Origin of the sequence: Polaromonas aquatica, assembly GCF_042659145.1 — a bacterium.
Lineage (GTDB): Bacteria > Pseudomonadota > Gammaproteobacteria > Burkholderiales > Burkholderiaceae_C > Polaromonas > Polaromonas aquatica.
In genome coordinates this window covers 1-17,066 of the sequence record NZ_JBHSRS010000075.1, presented here as the reverse complement: position 1 = coordinate 17,066, position 17,066 = coordinate 1, and the positions used below count along the sequence as shown (strand labels likewise).

At 57.8% G+C, this 17,066-nt stretch carries 10 protein-coding genes and 1 pseudogene; 2 read left to right on the top strand and 9 right to left on the bottom strand.

The annotated features are described in order from the left end of the window. The first annotated feature begins 39 nt into the window (after nt 1-39). Together ACFQND_RS13820 and ACFQND_RS13815 are read left to right on the top strand one after the other, a co-directional pair. Nucleotides 40-1,944, top strand: a complete 1,905-nt coding sequence (locus ACFQND_RS13820) for a copper resistance system multicopper oxidase (RefSeq protein WP_377413893.1) — start codon at nt 40-42, stop codon at nt 1,942-1,944. Between the two features lie 11 nt (nt 1,945-1,955). Continuing rightward, nucleotides 1,956-2,657 carry a copper resistance protein B gene (locus ACFQND_RS13815; RefSeq protein ID WP_377413890.1) on the top strand — a complete coding sequence of 234 codons (702 nt, stop codon included), beginning with the start codon at nt 1,956-1,958 and terminating at the stop codon, nt 2,655-2,657. Nucleotides 2,658-3,044: 387 nt separating this feature from the next. Here the strand turns inward: ACFQND_RS13815 and ACFQND_RS13810 are convergent, their stop codons facing one another. The 9 genes and pseudogenes from ACFQND_RS13810 to ACFQND_RS13770 form a co-directional block, all read right to left on the bottom strand. Further along, nucleotides 3,045-4,331 carry a sodium:proton exchanger gene (locus ACFQND_RS13810; RefSeq protein WP_371436120.1) on the bottom strand — a complete coding sequence of 429 codons (1,287 nt, stop codon included), beginning with the start codon at nt 4,329-4,331 and terminating at the stop codon, nt 3,045-3,047. Nucleotides 4,332-4,575: 244 nt separating this feature from the next. Then, nucleotides 4,576-7,284, bottom strand: coding sequence for a heavy metal translocating P-type ATPase (locus ACFQND_RS13805; RefSeq protein WP_371436121.1), 2,709 nt, complete (start codon nt 7,282-7,284; stop codon nt 4,576-4,578). 354 nt (nt 7,285-7,638) lie between these two features. Further along, the gene (locus ACFQND_RS13800; protein WP_377413907.1) at nt 7,639-7,920 is read right to left on the bottom strand and encodes a double zinc ribbon domain-containing protein; all 282 of its coding nucleotides are present in this window, start codon (nt 7,918-7,920) and stop codon (nt 7,639-7,641) included. 59 nt (nt 7,921-7,979) lie between these two features. Beyond that, nucleotides 7,980-8,450: pseudogene (locus tag ACFQND_RS13795) on the bottom strand (MgtC/SapB family protein). Between the two features lie 20 nt (nt 8,451-8,470). After that, nucleotides 8,471-8,806 (bottom strand): P-II family nitrogen regulator, encoded by a 336-nt coding sequence (locus tag ACFQND_RS13790; protein ID WP_371436123.1) that lies wholly within the window; start codon nt 8,804-8,806, stop codon nt 8,471-8,473. After that, nucleotides 8,803-11,925 (bottom strand): efflux RND transporter permease subunit, encoded by a 3,123-nt coding sequence (locus ACFQND_RS13785; RefSeq protein WP_371436124.1) that lies wholly within the window; start codon nt 11,923-11,925, stop codon nt 8,803-8,805. Before ACFQND_RS13785 ends, ACFQND_RS13790 begins: the two co-directional genes overlap by 4 nt. 17 nt (nt 11,926-11,942) lie before the next feature. Next, nucleotides 11,943-13,127 carry an efflux RND transporter periplasmic adaptor subunit gene (locus tag ACFQND_RS13780; RefSeq protein WP_371436125.1) on the bottom strand — a complete coding sequence of 395 codons (1,185 nt, stop codon included), beginning with the start codon at nt 13,125-13,127 and terminating at the stop codon, nt 11,943-11,945. Nucleotides 13,128-13,137: 10 nt separating this feature from the next. Further along, nucleotides 13,138-14,424 (bottom strand): TolC family protein, encoded by a 1,287-nt coding sequence (locus ACFQND_RS13775; protein ID WP_371436126.1) that lies wholly within the window; start codon nt 14,422-14,424, stop codon nt 13,138-13,140. Nucleotides 14,425-14,940: 516 nt separating this feature from the next. After that, complete coding sequence (locus ACFQND_RS13770) at nt 14,941-16,866, bottom strand: FTR1 family protein (protein WP_371436127.1); 1,926 nt, start codon at nt 16,864-16,866, stop codon at nt 14,941-14,943. Nucleotides 16,867-17,066: the final 200 nt, after the last annotated feature.

Sequence of the window (17,066 nt, the reverse complement as noted above, 5' to 3'; positions counted from 1 at the left end):
ACTATTACGTCACCTTTTAACAAGAAAAATGAGATCGCCATGGATCAACTTAAACGCAAATCGCTCCAGTCGCTGCTTGGCCTGGGTGCCCTTGGTGCCCTTCCGGCCGCGTGGGCCGAGCTCCGAGCCGTAGAGATCGGCGCCGTTCCGGTCAACCGCGCCTACGACCTGACGGTGGCTGAAACGGCGCTCAACATCACCGGCAAGCCCGCCATGGGCATCACCATCAACGGCACCATGCCGGGGCCGGTGCTGCGATTCAGGGAAGGCGACGAGGTCCTCATTAGGGTGACGAATCAGCTCCGCGAGATGACCAGCATTCACTGGCACGGGCTGCTGGTTCCCAATAACCAGGATGGCGTGCCGGGCGTCACCTTTCCGGGGATTCAGCCCGGCGAAACGTTCACCTATCGCTTCAAGCTTCGCCAGTCGGGTACCTACTGGTACCACAGCCATGCGGCGCTGCAGGAGCCCTCCGGGTGTTTCGCCCCGATCATCATTGACCCGATCAAGCCCGACCCGTTCCAATACGACCGCGAATACATGGTGATGCTGTCGGACTGGAACGACACGCCGCCGTCCCAGGTGCTGGCGAACCTGAAGAAGGTGGATGGTTACTACAACTACCGGCGCATCACGACGCCCCAGTTTCTTGCCCAGCTGCGCAATGCGCCCGACAAAAAGGCGCGCGAGGCCATCTGGAATGACCGCATGCAATGGGCCAAGATGCGCATGGACCCGACCGACTTCAGCGATGGCGGCGACGAGTGGACTTTCCTGATGGCGGGCAAAAAACCCGCCGAAAACTGGACCGCGCTGTTCAAGCCCGGCGAACGTGTGCGACTGCGCTTCATAAACGCCTCGCCGATGAATATGTTCGATGTTCGGATTCCAGGCCTGCCCATGACGGTGGTGCAGGCCGACGGCCAGAACGTCAGCCCTGTCGAAGTCGATGAATTCCGCATCGGCAACGGTGAAACCTACGACGTGATCGTGCAGCCCAGGGAAGCAAAGGCCTACAGCATTTTTGTGCCGACCATCGCACGCATCGGTTACGCGCTCGGAACGCTGGCTCCGGAGCTGGGCATGAGCGCCCCGGTGCCCGACATGGGTCCGAAGCCCGTGCGTACGATGGACGACATGGGCATGGCTGGCATGGACATGAGCGGCGCGGCTGATGCTTCAGGCATGGCAGGCATGCCGGGTATGGACGCCAAACCCGCTGCAGACGCTGGTATGGCTGGTATGGCTGGTATGGCTGGTATGGCTGGTATGGCTGGTATGGCTGGTATGGCTGGTATGGCTGGTATGGCTGGTATGGCCGGCATGGCAGGTGTGGATATGGGCAAACCGGTCGCCACTTCGCCAGGCGGGTCGATGGCCATGGCTTCGAAGCCTGCCGACAAGGCCATGGCCGACATGCCTGGCATGGCAGCGCCCGCCAATCCGGCGGACTCCATGGCAGGCATGTCTCGAATGGCTGACGCGTCGGGCTCCGCCCCGGTCGTCGCGCCAGTCGAGGCAGACGGCCTGCGCCGGCTGAAATACACGTTGCTGCGTGCCGCCACCCGCAACGCGGACAACCGGGCACCGGAAAGGGAGCTGTTGGTCCGGCTGACCGGCGACATGACGCGATATTTCTGGTCGATCAACGGCAAAAAGCTTTCCGAGTCCAAGCCCTTCAAGATGGGCCTGGGGGAGCGTGTGCGCATCAAGATGGTCAATGAAACCATGATGGAGCACCCGATGCACCTGCACGGTGTGTATATGGAACTGGTCAATGGCAACGGCGCCTTCGCTCCGCGCAAGCACTCCATCATCGTGCCGCCGGCGCAAACGGTGGAACTCGATGTCACCTACGAGGACGAAGGCACCTGGGCTTTCCACTGCCATCTTTTGTACCATGCAGCGACCGGCATGTTTCGCCTGGTCGAAGTAGCTTGAACCTAACCACAATGAACAACAATCTCAAACCTATAGCGTCGGTGCGCTGGCTCGCTGCCGCCGTCCTCAGCCTTTCCGCCCTGTCTGCGCAGGCGGTCGAAGATGAGTCGATTTATTCCTACACCAAGGTCGAAGCCGGAACCGGCAAGATACGTGGCCAGGCGGGTTCAAGCCAGTCGCTAGCTGTCGATGGCTGGGTCGGCGGCGACTTCAATCGCCTGTGGTACCAGTTCGACGGAGAACGCACAGGTGGACGAACCGAAGCTTCGGAACTGCAACTGCTCTATGGCCGCTACATCGCCCCGTTTTGGGACGCGCAGGTGGGCCTGCGTCATGACGAGCGACCCGGGCAGCGCGACTACCTCGCCGTGGGCGTGCGCGGCCTTGCGCCCTACGCCTTTGACGTCGACCTGAAGCTTTTTGTCCGTAACGATGGCAAGGTGTCTGCCCGCACCCGCTTTGAATACGACTTCCTGCTCACCAACCGATTCATCGCGCGTCCCTACATCAACGTCGAGTGGTCGGCCTCCAACCTCAACCCCACCGTGCGCCGGGGGCCCTACCAGGCCGACACCGGCCTTCAGGCACGGTATGAATTCAACCGCCGGGTCGCACCCTATGTCGATGTTTCACGAACCTTCTACCCGCGCGCGCAATCCGGTGGCCAGCGTACCGCCACCACGGTTCGTGCCGGTCTGCGTATGATTTTTTAGCAGCGAGTTTCGCTAAGGAGTTCCACATCTGACAGCGCTGGGTATGAGCTTGCGTGTTACGCTTGTCCAGCTGTTGCGTACCACTGGGGTGTTGTGCTGGCTCTAATTGTGGCCGAGGTGCTGAGTCGGATTCTTGGAAACACTCTCGATGAAGCGTGTAACCGCAACTACCTGTTTGATACTTCTGCATGGAGCCCCTTGAAAGTTGTCCAACTTCTGGGGGTCAGTTCAAACCCGGGGCGATTCAGGTTGATGTAGGGAATTGTTAAAGCTTGAAAATCTAAGATTCCAGCCCGCAGCCGAATGCGGGGCTGCCGTGAGGAGCGACTAGCTTCTCAAGGGTTCCGAAGCAAGGTGGCATGCGAGATTTCGTCTCGCCATCGCATTTCATGCTTTGGGTGCGGCATCACCCGGACCTGAGCCTGCCGTCGCCGCCGCAGGCAGTTTTTGCTTGTCAATCGCAGCTTGCAGCTGAAAAGCCGCGCGCCATGCACTGGGTGCACCAAACGCGAAGATGATTGCGGCCAAGGCCAGATACAGCCAGCCGAGCATAGTCAGCGACTCGATCGCGCGGGCTACTTCGTTGCGAAAGACGAAAGCGATCACCAATTGCACCAAGAAGAGTGCCGACAGCACGACCGCAGACAGCAAGCTGAAGCGCAGCCGGAGCAATAAGGACACGCCAAACAGCGACTGAGCGGCAGTAAGGAAGAACTCCTCGTGCTGGCGCGCGTCGAGTGGCAGCAATGTCAAGCTGCCGGCACCTACGCTCATGGCCAGCGGCAGCATTCCCACCAGCAGGGTCCACTGGTTGATCTTGTCGCTGATCATTGTGGTCAAGCCACCTTCGGCGCGGCCGGACAGGACAAACAGCACGGCGATCACCACTGCCGGCGCTTCACTGGCGAAGGGTGCCAGCCACTGGATGAGCAGGAACTCGTCGATACCCAACACGCGTCCAGACGCCACTATGGATTCCGCGAAAGGTTCAGCCGAAGCCAGAATGACGGCCGCAGCGACACCCGCCAATCCGCCCATCCAGGCCCATTGGCGGGCCGGTGAGAGGGTAGCGAGCGCCGCCGCCGGTCCGGGTTCATCATCGGCCTCGAGACCAGACTCGACCTTTGGCATGCGCCCGGCCTGCCAGAGGTACGCACCAAACATTGCGATCAAGATAGCGGTGTCGTAAAGGTCGATCCGGTTCTTCAGGACGATCACGAACGCATACAGGCTGGCCAGCAGCAGGAAGCCGATCTCGACCATGTTGACGGTGGCCAGCGCGATGCTGCGCTGGCGGGTCCGCCACCAGTGGAGGATGGCCATCAGCGGCCACGCGAGACCGACCAACAAGCGGTTGGCGCCGGTCATGTTGGCCGCGGCGTAATGCACATAGTTCGAATCTGGAGATTTCCCTGCTTGGTAGGCGTAATACATGTCTACGGCGTATTCCGGCAGCACCGTCACGAGCGCCACGCCAGCCAGAATCAGTCCCTGTGAGATGCGCTTTTCCGCCGCTTCGGCGCCCCAAGAAAGCATGAAGCCTGCTGCCAAAACGGCGATGCCGAAGATCGCCATGTCGAGCACCGGATTGGGTCGCCAGCCGCCTAACCGGAAAACGGCTGCGGGCACGATGGCGGCTATCGCAATAGCCAAAAGCACCAAAAAACGCTTCATTCATGACTCCTATTTGGCTGAGGTAAACACATAGGACATTTCTACGTTAGCGTGACCTACGGGGCGCCCATTCGCAGGGCAATGCCTTGAGCTGTTGGAGCCGTGGGCGCGGCGCATCTCTTGAAGGATACGGGGCCGGTCCAATTTATTACAGCGGCGATGCTGAGCAGCAAATCCAAGAAACTCAAGCAGGGCCTCGTCCGACCCGCCGATGGCACCGTGCTGAACTCGAACGGGGTCCGCCTCAGGCGGCAGTAGCCGGTGCTTTAAGGTCGACATCATCGCTGGCTTTGCCATCGACTTTGTAAGCCAGCAGACGCAGCGCGTTCACGACGACGAGGATGGTCGAGCCCTCATGGAACAACACCGCAGTGCCGATATTCAGCCCGAAAATCGTCGCGGGAATAAGCACTGCCACCACTCCCAGGCTCACCCACAGGTTCTGCTTGATGATACGGCTGGTGCTGCGCGAGAGACCGACCGCGAACGGGAGTTGTGCCAAATCGTCGGCCATCAGGGCCACGTCCGCCGTCTCCAGCGCCACATCAGAGCCGGCTGCGCCCATTGCGATACCGACGGTAGCATTGGCCATGGCCGGCGCATCGTTGACACCATCGCCCACCATGGCGACCTTGCCGTGCGCCTTGCGCAGCTCCTTGATCGCTTCGACCTTCTGCTCCGGCATCAGGTCACCCTTGGCCTCGGTCAGCCCGACACTTTTGGCGACCGCGTCGGCCACCGCCTGGTTATCGCCCGAGATCATGATCAGCCGCTCGATCCCAAGGGCACGCAACTCGGCCATAACCTGCGCCGCAACGGGCCGCGGGGTGTCCATGACGCCTAGGACGCCGAGGAAGCGTGCTCCCTTACGCACGACCATGGTGGTTCGACCTGCGGCGACCAGTTTCGCGTTTTCCTGCTCAATGGCCGCCGGTAATGCAGAATCTGCCAGTTCGGAGAACAGCACGGGCTTGCCGATGTGCACGAGCTCTCCCTCAACCTGCGCCTGAACACCGCGGCCCGTGATGCTTTTGAGGTCTGTGGCCGTCAGCGGCTTGACGCGGTCAGCCAACCGTTCGCGTGCGCCCGTGACGATCGCCGAGGCCAGGGGGTGGTCGCTGTGCTCCTCAACCACCAACGCGACCGAAAGCAGTTCATCCTCGCTCGCTCCCTCTGCGGCCACCGCATCGGTCAGCTTGGGCTTGCCCTCGGTAAGGGTGCCGGTCTTGTCGAATGCGATGGAAGTTAGGGTTCCGAGGTTCTCCAGTGGACCCCCGCCCTTCACGAGAACGCCACCGCGTCCAGCCCGTGCCACTCCGCTCAGCACGGCGCTTGGTACTGAAATCGCAAGCGCGCACGGGCTCGCTGCCACCAGCACCGCCATCGCGCGGTAGAAACTGACCGCAAAGGGCTCGTCAATCACCACCCAGGCAAATAAAAGTACCACCACCAAAGCAAGAATGACGGGGACGAAGATACGTTCAAAGCGCTCTGTGAACTGCTGCGTGGGTGAGCGCTGCGCCTCCGCCTCAGTCACCATTTTCACCACGCGCGCCATGGTCGACTGTTCGGACCGGCGCGCGACCATGACCTCGATGACGCCGGAACCGTTGATCGTCCCCGCGAAAACACGATTCTCGGGCCCCACCCGCTCGAACGCAGCCAAAGCTGCCTTCGGATCATCGGCCGGACGCTTGTCGACTGGCACGCTCTCGCCGGTGACCGGCGCCTGGTTGACGCTGGAGGTGCCGACCACCACTACGCCGTCAGCGGGCAATCGTTCGTTCGGACGAACCACGACGACATCGCCCACCTGGAGCGTGCCGACCGCCACCTCCTCGGTGCGATCTTCCCGCCGCACCGTTGCCGTTTCCGGCGCCAGTTTAGCCAGGGCCTCGATCGCTCGGCGGGCCCGGCCCATGGCGTAGTGTTCCAGCGAATGGCCGAGGCTGAACAAAAAGAGCAGCAACGCGCCCTCGGCCCATTTGCCGAGCGCGGCGGCACCGATCGCTGCCACCAGCATCAAAGTGTCGATCTCGAAGCGGCGAGCACGCAGGTTCTCAAACGCCTCTTTGACGGTGAAGAAGCCGCCAAATAAATAGGCTGCGACGTAGCATGCGGTGGGCAGCCAACCGGGGCCCGCGCCGGCGCGCTCGATCAGCCAGCCGGCCAGCAGCAGCATGCCGGCCAGCACCGCGAAGATCAGCTCAGACTTTTCGCCCAAAGGGCCGCCGTGGCTGTGGTCGTGGCCGGCATGGTCACCCTTGCCCTCGGCGTGATCGTGACCCGCATGATCGCGGTTGGCGGTATCCAGCCTGACTTGTTCGGCCTGGACAGGATTGGCATCGCGGTTGTGATCGTTATGGTGATCTTTCCCCTTACCCGCATGGTCATGTCCGCGGTCACCACCAGCATGGCCGCTGACTACGGAAACAGGTTGCGCGGGATCAACGTGTGTTCCAGGCTCTTTGAAGGCCGGTGCTGCTGCCGCAACTCGGGCTGATGCCAAACCGCGGACACCGAACGCTGCAGCGCGTGCCAGCAAAACGTCCTCCGACAGGACCGACCGGTCATATTCGATGCGCACCGCACCCGAAACACCGACCTCGGCTTCCACGACGCCCGGGATGCCGCGCAGGCTGTCGGCGGCCCCGCGCGCGCCCCGTGCATGCAGGGGGGCACCGGTGCGCAGCACCAAGTGGGCAAATCGGGAAGTGATCTCGGCACCCACGGAGTTCGCCAACTCTCGCACCCGCGTCAGTGAAAGAGTCGCGGGGTCGTAATGGATGCATAGCTGGGGCGAGCCGCTCTCGCGTCCCGCAACATGCGCCTCGATAAGCCCGGGGCGGCCCGACAGCGTATCGAGCAGTCGGGTGACGCAGCTGTCATTTGCATCAGCGACATCTGGCAGCACCAGCGGGAGATCCAGACGAAGTTTTACAGACTCGCTCATGTTCGGTTCACTCCATTTTTCGAATGTTGGGCTTGATGGTAGCGCGCCCGGATCGGCCCGGGCACGCTCAATACGGCAGCAGGATTTTCGTCAATCGCAGCGATTCGGCCGGAACAGAGCCTTGTCGGCTGCCTCGGCCCGAAAATCACCCTGGCGAAAACGTAGTGAAAGATTGTCGTTCTTGCGGATAGGTGCGGCCCCTGACGCAGCGTCGCCTCGCTGTGCTTGTCATTGATCTTGACGATTTCCCTGGTGATGAAATTAGTGGCCAAGGGGTAGACATCGATCCTGCAAACTCGCTCATATCTGAGTCCTTATAAGTAGGATCGGCAACAAAACTCCCGTAACGGCGAGCTACGCCTGCGGCTTTCCGCAGTTGGGACAGAACTTGGCGCCAGCGACAATGCTTGCCTGACACGCCGTACAGCTTCCTGGCAGCATTGACTTGCCACATTGGCTACAAAACCGCGCTCCAGGCACGTTGAGTCCTGAACATGATGGACATGCGACGCCTCCACCTCCAGACGGCGGCACCGGCACGGGCGGTGGCGGTGGATAGCGATATCCGTCATCCCGGTTTCCATGCCCGCCGCCCCCGTGACCCCCGCGGTTCCCTCCATGGTGACCCCCACCCATATTTGAAAGCAACTTGTCAAAAAAGCTCATGCGATTCTCCTAAAAGTAAAAATGGATCTTCAAAATTTGTCGCGGTCGCTGGGAATAGCTTGCCCACCACTTTCGCGCGCCGCACTCTTTCCTGTAAATTGCTTCCAGCCTGGCAAGTGCTGCAGCAAGAGCGTGGCAAGCAAAAGGCAGGAACACAAAACCGCTAATACATACATACCGAATGCGCTTGCCATGCCAACCGCTGCTGTCGCCCACAACGTTGCTGCCGTAGTGAGCCCGGAAATTCCTGTTTATCCTTTAAAAATCACTCCAGCACCGATAAACCCGATGCCAGAGACAACCTGTGCCGCCATGCGGGTTGGATCGCCTCCGCCATGGGTCGATATGAGGCTGAAGGCACATGCCCCCATCGAGGTCGCCATGTAGGTCCTTATGCCGGCATCACTATCACTTCGCTCACGCTCCCAGCCGATGATTCCTCCGAGCACGGCTGCCAGAAAGACCCGGAAGGCATACAAAAGCTCATTAGCAACGTCCATTTGAGTCGTAGCCCATTGAGTTAGACAACGGGAATTGCCGATACCACGTCCATGACGTACACCCAACCAGAATTTGCGCGCCCTGTGCGAGCTGAAGCAACGATGATCTTCACCAATTCATCAACGTGGTCTTCGGAACAATGAAGCTCAAGCTTGTATTCATTGATGACTTCATCTCCAAGCTCGACAGAGAAACGCCGCTCGCCCTCGTCTATCGGAACCAGCGAACCCTTGACCATATAAGCTGTCAAATTATGTTCGTCGTCTCCAATGGTCGTCCACGCAACAGAACTTTTGAGTGCGCTGATGACCTCGGCTACACGATTGCGGTGTATGTATGCCTTGATTTCTTTCATGATGTGGCTTCCTCATTGGTGGATTGTTTTTGGCTGCGACTTTCAGCGCGCAATTCGGCCCACTCGTAAAAAAGTGGTAGCAACAGCAAAGTCAATGCCGTTGAAGTAAAGAGACCGCCTACCACTACGGTTGCAAGGGGCCGCTGAGTTTCTGCGCCAACGCCTGTCGACAGAAGCATTGGGACGAGACCCAAAATGGCGACGGAAGCGGTCATCAAGACGGGCCTTAAGCGCAGTTCTGCGCCTCGGCGCACGGCATCCCTGATAGACAGACCTTGCCCACGCTGATCATTCAGGAATGTCACCATCACAATGCCATTGAGCATGGCCACCCCAAAGACAGCGATGAAGCCAATAGCCGAGGGAACAGAGAGATATTGACCGGTGATAAACAGTCCCACTATCCCCCCAATGATGGCAAACGGAACGTTCGCAATGATGAGCGTTGCATGTCTTACCGAATTAAATGCGGTGTACAGCAACATGAAGATCAGACCGATGGTCAAGGGAACGATCACTGCCAGGCGAGCCATCGCCCGCTGCTGGTTTTCAAAAGCGCCACCCCACTGAAAGTAGTATCCTGCTGGCAGCTTGACCTGTTGCGCTATCTTGGCATCAGCCTCTTTGACAAAGCTGTCTACATCCCGCCCTTTCACATCCATTTGCAGGACGGAATAGCGCTGCAAAGACTCCCTGCGTACGAAGGAATAGCCTTCATCCAGTTCGATAGACGCGACCTGAGAGAACGGAACCAGCGCGCCCCCTGTGGTGCGGATAGGAATGGCTGCAATCGATGCCGGGTCGGCGCGGAAACCGTCAGCAAGCCGAACAGCAATATCAAACCGTTTGGTTCCATCAATCAGCGTGGAAACCGCTTCTCCCCCGATGCCTGCTTTGACGACCTCCAGAATTTCATCAGCATTGATGCCATAACGGGCGGCAGCTTCGCGATTGACTTTGATGACCAACTGAGGCTTGCCCTTGTTGGCCTCGGCTGACAAATCTGCCACTCCGGACACTCCGCCCAGCACCCCTTGCAACTGGGCCGTAAGCCGATCCAGCGTTGCAAGGTCGGGGCCGTAAAGCTTCAGAGCGAGAGTGGCCCTCACACCGGATATCAATTCTTCAACACGCGACTGGATGGGCTGTGTCGCTGCGATAACAGCAGTAGGAATGACTTTTTCCAGAGCCTCCTGCATCTCGTGTGCAAGCGCCGGGTACGAGATTTTTTCAGGCCATTCGGACTGAATTTTTGTTGCTACCAGCACCTCCATGGAGTTAACGTCGGTGGTCTCGCCGCCCTCCGCGCGCCCAATCGTTGACAGCACCGAATCGACTTGCGGAAATTGCTTCTTCAACTCAGCGCTAATGACATTAGAAACTCGAATAGATTCATCGAGTGAAGCCGATGGAATGCCAGTCACCCGCAAAAGAATGGTTCCCTCCTGCAACTGTGGCATGAATTCCTTGCCCAAAAACGGGAACAGTGCCAGAGACGCCACAAGCAGTGCAATTGCAACAGAGATGACGAGCTTCTTTCGTTCAAGCGCCCAGTCGAGCAGCGGCAGGTAAGACTTCTTGGCCCAGCGCACGACAAACGTGTCTTTCTCTTCTTTAGGTTTCAGTATCAATGCCGCAAGGACAGGTACCAGCGTCATCGACAGCAACAGGGAGCCGGCCATGGCAAAGGTGATCGTGAAGGCCATCGGCTTGAAAAGCTTTCCTTCCAGGCCGGTTAAGGAAAACAGCGGCATGAAGACGACAATGATGATCAGGATGGCGAACGCGATGGGGTTCATCACCTCACGCGCAGCTTCCAAAATCAGATGCGTCTTTTTGATGGGCTTGCCAGACTCCTTGGCATGAGCCAAAAGCCGGAATGCGTTTTCGACCATCACGATGGCGCCGTCCACCATCATCCCCGTGCCAATCGCCAAGCCGGCCAGTGACATCAGATTGGCCGTTACCCCAAACTGCTGCATGAGGATGAACGCAATCAACATCGCCATCGGCAAGGTCACAATGACAACGATGGCGGAACGAAAATCTCCCAGAAACAAAAACAAAATAATGGCGACCAAGATTGCGCCCTCCACCAAGGAGCTTTCAGCCGTCTTCAATGCTTTTTCGACAAGATCGGTACGGTCGTAGACGGGGACCAGCGACACACCTTTTGGCAACGCCGCCTGCGCCAGGGCCATCTTGGCCTTCACTGCATCTACGACACTCTTTGCGTTTTCATTGACTCGCGACAAGGCAATGCCGAGTACGGCCTCCTTTCCGTCACGGGTGACGGCACCGAAACGCGGCGTGGCGGCTTCCTTGACCTCGGCAACATCACGAACAAAAATAGGTGCCCCGTTTCGCTCAGCTACCACGATGCTGGCGATGTCGGCAGACCCTGTCACGAGGCCCAGCCCTCTAACCAAATATTGTTCAGCACCCAGATTGATGGATTGCCCGCCTACCTGCTTATTGTTGGCAGCAAGTCGTTCCATGACCTGCTTGAAGGTCAACCCATACTTGATCAACTTGTTCGGGTCGATCTGCACCTGAAATTGTTTCTGCTCTCCACCAAAGGAAATGACGTCGTCCACACCGGGCGCAGTACGCATGATCAAGCGAACCGTCCAGTCGTGCAACGTGCGCAAATCCATGAGGCTCAGCTTTTTATCGGCCGATTCAATGGTGTACCAGAACACTTGCCCCAAACCTGAGCTGTTGGGCCCCAGCACGGGCTCTCCATAGCCTTGCGGCAGGCGACCTTTGGCTTCCTGCAACTTCTCACCCACGAGTCGGCGTGCAAAGTAAATGTCAACGTTGTCCTTAAAGTAGACACCAACGTAGGACAGCCCGAACAACGAAATCGAACGAACCTCTTCGACGCCAGGCAATCCCGCCATGGCCCCCTCAATAGGCGTGGTCAGCAGCCTTTCGACATCTTCGGCGGCCAGACCAGGCGACTCTGTGTACACGTTGACCTGAATGGGTGTGACGTCTGGAAAGGCATCGACCGGCACAGTACGAAAGGCTTGAACGCCAAGGCCGACAATGACGGCAAAAGCGACGAGAACCAGAACTTTGTAACGCAGCGAAGCATCAACAATGGCATTGAGCATGATGTTGGTTCCTCGCCTTAGCCGCCGATTTGCGATTTCAACAGCCGGGCTTTGAGCGCATAGGCACCCGAGGCCACGACCTGTTCTTTCGCTTTAAGGCCAGATGTGATCACGGTGCGTCCAGCAAGTTTCTCCCCCGTTTCCACGGCACGAGACTCAAAACCACCCTGCTCATTCACGAAAACAGTCGGTTGACCCTGGAGCAAAACGATTGCGGTATCCGGCACCGAGATGGCTTCTACTTGCCCGCCGGTTGCAATGCTGGCACTGGCAAACATTTCAGGTTTGAGCCGACCGTCCTTGTTAGGCACTTCGATGCGGGCCGCGATGGTGCGGCTGTCCTTGTCCAGCACGTTTGCGATGTACGAAACCCGGCCGTTAAAGCGCTCGCCAGGATAGGCTCCGACCGTCACGATTGCAGCCGCACCTGTCCTCACTTTTGAGACCAGCTGATCGGTGAGATTTGCCTCAATCCAGACCTTGGATAGATCTGCGATTGTAAAAATGGCGTCTGAAGGAGAGCCAAGTTCACCGATCGTGGCCTTTTTCTGGATGACCGTTCCGGCAAACGGTGCCGTCAAAGCAAACGTCGACTGTGCCTGTCCGCTGGCACTGGCAGATCCTCCAAGCAGGCGCAAGCGGTCACGCGCCGCCCTCGATTCCGCACTGGCCCGTTCCAGTTCACCACGCGCTCTGAGCAACTCCTTCTGCGGAATGATTTCCTCCGCGCTCAGTGACTCGGCGCGCTTGAAGTCGGCCTGTGCAACACGCTCGGAAGACTGCGCACGTAGCAAAGTCGATTGCGCTTCGCCAATTGCAAGGCTATCCATCACAGCCAGGGCTTGTCCTGCGCGAACCGTATCCCCGAGATTGGCTGACACGCCCACGATCCGACCCTCGACCCGGGGTGAAATCTTGGCAATTCGGTCTTGATTGGGGCGGATGGTCGCTGTCACGCTTACTGAGTCTTCAAACGTGCGTGAGCTAACTTCTTCGAGCTTGATGCCGGCCCGTTCTTGTTCTTCTTGCGTTAGTTTCAGGCCTTTTTCTTCTTTGGATTCTGCCTTGCCCTCCTGCTTGGCTGGTTCCGCACTCTTTGCAGACTTTTCTCCACACCCCCCCAGCAACAGCAATACAGCCAGAACGGATGAAATACCGGCGACACGGCGTGAAGCGAAAAATTTGAATTCTGTATTGTTCATGATGACTCTCTCATTCTTTGGGCCAACCCGCTTCGAGCTCAAGCGCCGCGCGGGTACTGTGGTATTCGGTAAGTGCCTCGATCAAGTCGCGACGGGCATCGAGTGCCTGACGATTGACGACGATCAGTTCAAGCAAACCGATTTGCCCCGCCTGGCGGGATTTGACCGAAAGGCTCAGGTTGTCGGTCAGCGCTGGCAAAACGACGTCCTGGAGCCGACGCAAGCGCTGCTCCTGGCTTGTCAGCCTTGTCCAAAGCGACAGGACATTGGCTCTGGTGTCGCGCTGTGCGGCCTCCCTGTCAATTTGCGCCTGGGTGGCAGCGGTGGACGCTTGACCAATGCCAGTCGCATTGCGCTTAAAAATCGGCAATGGGACAGAGATGGAAATAGTGGTGAGTCTTTCGCGTGCACCGCCTGGACCTTCACGGCCCACATTCAGTCCCACCGTCACGTCTGGACTGACGCTGGCGCGCTCCAGTCGGTATCGGGCGTTTGCGCTTTTTTCACGGGCTGAAAATGCCAGGAGACGCGGCTGCGATTCGAGACTGGCGAGAAGATCGTTCAAAGTAAACCCAATAGGCGCTGGTGTGAGTTCGCCCTGGGCCATTGGTAGCTCCGGTCCCACGAACTGCAGCCGTGCCGCCAAATCGTTACGCTCTTCGTTAAGTTGTTCCCGTGCCAGCGCGAGTTGGTTCCGAGCGCGCTCGGCCTCCACCAGCGCGACATTGGCATCAAGCTTGGTATCCTCACCCGCCACTCGTCGCTTTTGTACGGCTGCAGCAGCATCGTCGAATAATTTGAGCGCTTGGCTCTCCAACTCAACACGTTGCTGAAATGCCAGCACCCTGTAAAAGCGCGTGGATACTTCACTTCGAATTCGCCGCTGCGCATCGTCAATCTCGTAGCGCAACGCCTCCAGGGCAGACGAAGCCGTCTCTCGCCTGAACCCTCCCTGACCACCTGTTTCAAAAGTTTGGGAGACACCCCCAGTCCATTCATTGCGACGTTCAGGACTTAACCCCGCTTGGGGCACAAGCCGTCGCGTCTTGTCTACAGCAAGCTGCGGGTTGTTAAACAGAACTGATCTTGCGTCGGTATTGAAACCCTCGGCTGCAGCGAGTTCCGCCTGTTTGGCACGCAAGGCAGGATTAGCTTGGGCAGCCCGCAGCAAAGCTTCCTGAAGTGTCAGCGGATCAAGCTGCGGCGTAGTTGCCGTTACGGTAGGGGTTACCTGTGCAAAGACAGGTGCCGCTAATAGAAACAGTGTGCCGGCAAGCGCCAGCGTTTTCGGTCGCATCGAATTCTCCTAGTTGCAAAAACCAAGGGGGAGAATCCGGCGGGAGGCTCGCTACCGAAGGGTAGCTAAAAGATGGGAAGACTTCTCGCCGGATTAGACGGCGAGGCTCCAATTAGGTCGTTCGATTAAATTCGGAGCCCTGAAACGAGTCGGAATGGTCTCAGGCGGGACGTAAATCGATGGATTAGCAGCGGGCAGATTTCCCGCGATGGTTGGGGGTGGCTGCGCGCACCCGCTGTGGCAATACCCACAGTCCGGATCGCAACCGCCCGCAAAAGAAACCGCAGAATCAGTGCCTGCGCCAGACGCTTTGTGCACATGCGCGTGATGCCCAAAGTGGCTGACCGTGTCGCTTTTTTCATGGGCGCAATAGCCCGCTGCCGCTCCCCAGGCAAACTGGAAAGGCAGAAACACTATGAAAAAGATGAGGAGGTATCGGCGCACAGTGGCAAGTGTATCAGCGGCCCGTAGCCTTCAGAGTAACGCCAACAAGCTCTATGCTATTCAAGAGTCTGATCATTGCCGGGCGGCCTTTCGCTGGCTCATACGGTTGTAGACGAGGCTCGCTACAATTATCAAGATTACCAGAACTTGGGCTCCAATGGTTTGGAACGAGGGATATACGCCTAAAGCATCTACGCGCGGAATCAACATGGGTGTGTTTTCCAGCAACCCAACTTTTTGTAGTGCAGCGATGCCTTTGCCCATCAGCACGATAGCGAGAATGCCGACCAGCGCCGAACTGTACAAAAAGAACTGGCTGATAGGCAGCCTTGCGGATGAACGCAGCAATAGCCACGCGACACCAGCCAGTATCACGATGCCAGATCCCAGGCCTGCAAGGAGATATATGCCATTGTCCTGGGTCCAGAGTGCGGCATAGAACAGGACAGTTTCGAAAACCTCGCGATAGACCGTTATAAAAGACAGCAGGAAGAGCATCATGGCCGACTTCCTGTTCAAAGCCGACGACAGCTTCTGTTTGACGTAGGCCTGCCAACGTCCCGCCATGCTCTTCTGATGCATCCAGACGCCCACGGCCAACAAAACAAGCGAGGCAAAAATGGCAGAAAAACCTTCGGTCATCTCCCGGCTGGCCCCGCTTAATTCGACCAAATAAGTGGCTACGCCCCAAGTCAGTCCGCCGGCTACCAAGGCAGTGACCCAACCGGCATGCACATACGGAAGCACGTCTGAGCGTTCGGCCTTTTTCAAAAAAGCCAATATCGCCACAACCACCAACAGTGCTTCCAGCCCTTCGCGCAACAAAATAGTCAAGGCGCCAAGATAGGTTGACAAGGGATCGTTGGACGCTCCGAGTGCCGATTGCCCCTCCGTCAGTAAGCCCTGCAGTTTTTTCTCAATCGCACGCGCTTCTTCCTTCTGTCCCGCTGTGATGGCGTTTCGAAAAGCGCCCATATTTTTTTCGATGTCTTCAAACAAAGGGCGATTTTTAGCAGCCAATGCAGGCTCAACTGGTTCGAAACCATCGAGGTAGGCAGACAAAGCCAATTTGGACGCTGTTGGCGCATCGCCTCCATCGAGGGCGGATAGGCTGGCCCTCAATTTATCTTTTGCGATGATCAGACTCTCCGCGCTTTGCGCATTGAGCGCCTCGGGCGTGCTCCGCAGATAGGCCAGTATTGGCTTGGCGTTCTCCGGATTGACGACCTTCCCCAATGCTGACTCGGAAACCTCGCTCAGCTTTGAAAGTCCAGGTATGGCCACGCGTAGATCAGAACGTGAAGACCATAGCCTTGCACCGGTTTGGCGATCACTGTCAGTGTAAGAAAGCGTAGAGGCAAAAAAGGCGATGTTCCATCGTTCATCATCTGTCAGCTCGGAGAAGCTCCGCATGGAAGTGCCCTTGACCCCTTGCGTAATTATTTGCTGCAACGCGAAAACACTGCGTTCACGCGCACGCTCATGATCTCCCAAGGCGATGGGCGGCGGGCTCAGCTTGGAGGCAAGGGGACCATCAGCATGCCCGGTTATTCCATGGCAAGCGGCGCATTGACTCTGATAAAGGCGCATGCCTTGTTGGAGATCAGGCAGCCTGGCGGGAGACATGGGCACCGGATACAGCACCAGTAAGCTCGACGCCAGGCCATGAGCCATATCACTGACGGTAGAAGCACTTGCTTTTGCGGCAATGTTGTTTCGCAGGATAGCTGCCTTCCTTAACAAATCAGATTTCCCTGCGTTGTCCGGCAGCTCAGCCAATTGCAGTTCGGCACTCTGCGCGAACTCTTGCATTTCCTTGTATTCGTTCTGGCTGACCGTTTGGCCATCCTTCACAGCTTTCCCATAGTCAACCGATACGTAATCAAGCAATTGCCAGATCTGCTTGGCTTGTTTCTGGGTAGCAAGCTCGTCGGCATGCGCTTGGGGCAGGAGCACCGCGCTGAGCAACAACGTGAAGAAAAAGTAAAGCTTTTTCATAGGAAAGCGGTGAGATAAATCATCACAAATGAGAATGATTGTAGTTTAGATTTCTTATGGCTGTGCGTATGCAAGACTTACGCAAAGTGCGTATTCAAGCAGGAAACTGCGGATCGCTTTGGACTTGACCCGTTTTCGTAGACACATTTCAGCTTCCAGTACGAAGCTGCTCGAATGCCAGCGGGCTCAGAAGGTCAAGA